Below are 2803 nucleotides of genomic sequence, written 5' to 3'. Positions count from 1 at the left end.
TCGAGGATGTAGCCGCCGGTGCGGGTGCCGCCGGCATCGCTGCCGATGAAGTCGTCGTCGTCCGGAGCGTCGCCGTCCAGGCCGCCGGTCAGTTCCTCCCAGCCGCCGGTGTTGGCGGGCCGGACACCGGCGCTCTCGTCGCCGGCGACCGCCCACTGGTCCCAGGCGTTGACGACGTCGACGGCGTAATACTCGGAAGACTGGTCCATCGTCACGTCGCCGTAGTCGATCTCCCGGGTCGCCCCGGTCGTTGTGTCGACGCGGCGCAGCTTGAGCCGGAAGAAGTCCTCGTCGTCGGTGCTGCTGGCGTCGGTGACCTCCACGTCCAGCTCGTTGCCCCAGACGCCCTCGCCCCAGGCGGTCAGGGTCAGGGTGTCGACCGACGAGCTGTCGGCCAGGGTGACGGCCGCCTTGGCCGCGCCGTCGCCGACCACGCGGACGATGTGGGCGGGCAGGCTGCGGTTCTGGGCCCAGTAACCAGCCAGCTCCCAGGGGCCGTCCATGTCGGCCCGCAGCCCGCCGTAGAGGTCCACGAACTCGCTCCACGACGTGCAGTAGCGGGCCTCCCCCGTGGGGCCTTCCCCGGCGTCGATGACGAAGCCACCGACCCCAGCCGCCACGGCCTCGATGGGCTCCGGCGTGGTCGAGCGCAGCTCGTCGATCCGCACGTGGGGCGTCTCTTTCCCGAATAGAGCCATCTCACTCCTCCTTCAGTTGCCCCGACGAGCGCAGGTCGTCCAGGAGCTCAAGCCTGATGATCCGTTCTCGGTTTTTGTTGATCTTGTCGCCGTTCTCGCGGATCGAGGCGGCGTTTTTCTCCTGGCCGGCGGCCAGGCCGGCCCACATCAGCCCGATCAGCGCCGCGATGACGCTGAAGAACACGGCGATGACGCCCACGGCGATACTAAGCAGTCGCTTGAGCGTGCTCTTCTCGCCGTTCCCGTTCGCTTCCGCCATTCAGCACCTCCAGGCAAGTCTCGGCGATGAGCCCGGGCGGCAGCGAGGCCCAGCACGCCCCCGAGGACACCGCGGCGTTGGGGCACGGCTGGTGCCCGTGGATAAAGCACGGAGCGCATTCCGCCTTCGCCTCCAGCGTCGTGCACCGCGGGTAGTATTTGACCCGGCTCTCGGCGGTGAACGGGCCGTAGAGGGCCACCGAGGGCGTCTCCACAGCCGCGGCCAGGTGGGTGAAGAAGCTGTCCGGCCCGACGAGCAAGTCCACCATGCCGACCAGGGCGGCCAGCACCTCGATCCGGGCGTCGTTCTCGGCCAGGCGGTGGATGCTCTCTCCCCGCGCCCAGCGCGGCACCTCACGGTCCCGGCCCAGGATCAGCACCTCGCAACCGGCGTCGGCCAGCTCCCGGCACACCTGCCAGAGCGGCCGGGAAGGGTACGTCCGTATCGGCGAGTTCGAGCGCCACTGCACCGCCACAGTCGGCCGGTCCTTCACGCCCAACTCGCGCAGCAGGCGGCGGGCCTTCTTGGCGTCCCCCGGGGCGGGCGTCCAGTGCGGCCGCTTGTTCTCGGGCGGCACCGTCGCCGGGTCGATCCCGGCCCGTTCGTAGAACAGGTCGTAGACGTTCCCGCGCGGCGCCGGGTCGGCCTCGATCAGGCCTTCGAAGATCAACAGGTAGTCATGCTCCTCGATCTCTTCGACCGTGAAGCGCCGCCGGTACGCCATGTATCGCTGCACGTCCCGGTTGGTCGACCAGATGAAATGCCACTTGCGGTCGCAGATCACGTCGATCCGCGCTCCCGGCCACCGCCGTTTCAGCTCGCGCACCAGGCCGGTGATGAACAGCAGGTCGCCGCCGCCGCCGTAGCGCGCCACCAGCAGCCGCTTGCCGTCGAGGCTCTGCCCCCGGTACGGCGTGTACTCCAGGGGCGAGGTCTGCACCCCGCGCCGCCGGAGCAGCTCCGCCGTCTGGTCCGGCACGACCCAGCGCTTGCCGTCATTGCCCACCGCTACTTGCATCACGTCACCTCGTCGTCTGTCACCAGGTCGATGGTGTCCGCCGGCCAGGCGGACTCCGCCGAGATTCGATGGAAAACCGCCCGCACGCGGAGCGCGTGTTTGAGGTGCTGCTTCGGCGTGCCCGTCAAGGTCACGCCGTGCTGGTAGAACAGGCCGATCTCGCCGACGGCGGCGGCGCTGGTCGAATCGCCCAGGACCACGCCGTCGAGCAGCGGGACCACGTCATCGATCAGACCGAGGAGCTGGGCCATGCCGCCGTCCTGCGGCGGGGCGGCGAAGAGGTCCACCTGGAGCTCGGCCTCGTAGACGCCGGCGCTGACCGTCAGGTTCAGCGAGCCGTCGCCGCTGGTCGTGTCGCCCAGGATCACGCCGGCGCTGGTGCCCTCGGCCGGGGTCGGCCCGCTGTGCAGCCGCACGAACGCCAGGGGCGCCTCGGCGCTGATGCGATCCGGGTCCGGCTCGCCGTAGTACACGCGGCCCGACGCGACGCCCTGGTCGCGCAGGTACACGGTCACGGCCTCGAGGAGCTCGGCAATCATGTGAACCTTTCGACACTTCGCGTCTCAGGAGCGTTTTCCCGGGGCCGGAGCCTCCAGACGGGCAATCACCCCGGCCGGGCCGGGATCGCTACACTCCGGCGACGGGGCGGCCGCCCGCGATGCTCTGAGCGATGCCCTCGCGGAAAGGTCCGATGATCTCTCCCCGGTCGATCGCCTCCCGGATAGCCGGCTCGAGGTACGAGCGCTTCGGGATACCGCCGGGCTCGTAGCCGTACTCGTGGGCCCGGGCGGCGCCGGCGCGGCTGCTGGTGGCCAGCACGCCGCAGGT

Annotated in this window: 4 protein-coding genes; all 4 read right to left on the bottom strand. The window is 70.1% G+C overall.

The window, feature by feature from the left end; genetic code table 11:
* The coding region (locus tag GF399_02490) for a hypothetical protein (GenBank protein MBD3399182.1) at positions 1-698 on the bottom strand (698 nt) is incomplete at its 3' end.
* A gap of 1 nt (position 699) precedes the next feature.
* The gene (locus tag GF399_02485; protein MBD3399181.1) at positions 700-897 is read right to left on the bottom strand and encodes a hypothetical protein; all 198 of its coding nucleotides are present in this window, start codon (positions 895-897) and stop codon (positions 700-702) included.
* Between the two features lie 7 nt (positions 898-904).
* Positions 905-1978, bottom strand: a complete 1074-nt coding sequence (locus tag GF399_02480) for a hypothetical protein (GenBank protein ID MBD3399180.1) — start codon at positions 1976-1978, stop codon at positions 905-907.
* A complete protein-coding gene (locus GF399_02475) occupies positions 1975-2514 on the bottom strand; it encodes a hypothetical protein (GenBank protein MBD3399179.1) in 540 nt (179 codons plus the stop codon). The genes GF399_02480 and GF399_02475 overlap by 4 nt, the downstream gene beginning before the upstream one ends.
* Between the last annotated feature and the right edge of the window lie 289 nt (positions 2515-2803).

This window comes from Candidatus Coatesbacteria bacterium, assembly GCA_014728225.1.
In the GTDB taxonomy this organism is placed as follows: domain Bacteria; phylum RBG-13-66-14; class RBG-13-66-14; order RBG-13-66-14; family RBG-13-66-14; genus WJLX01.
This window is presented reverse-complemented; position numbering and strand designations above follow the sequence as displayed.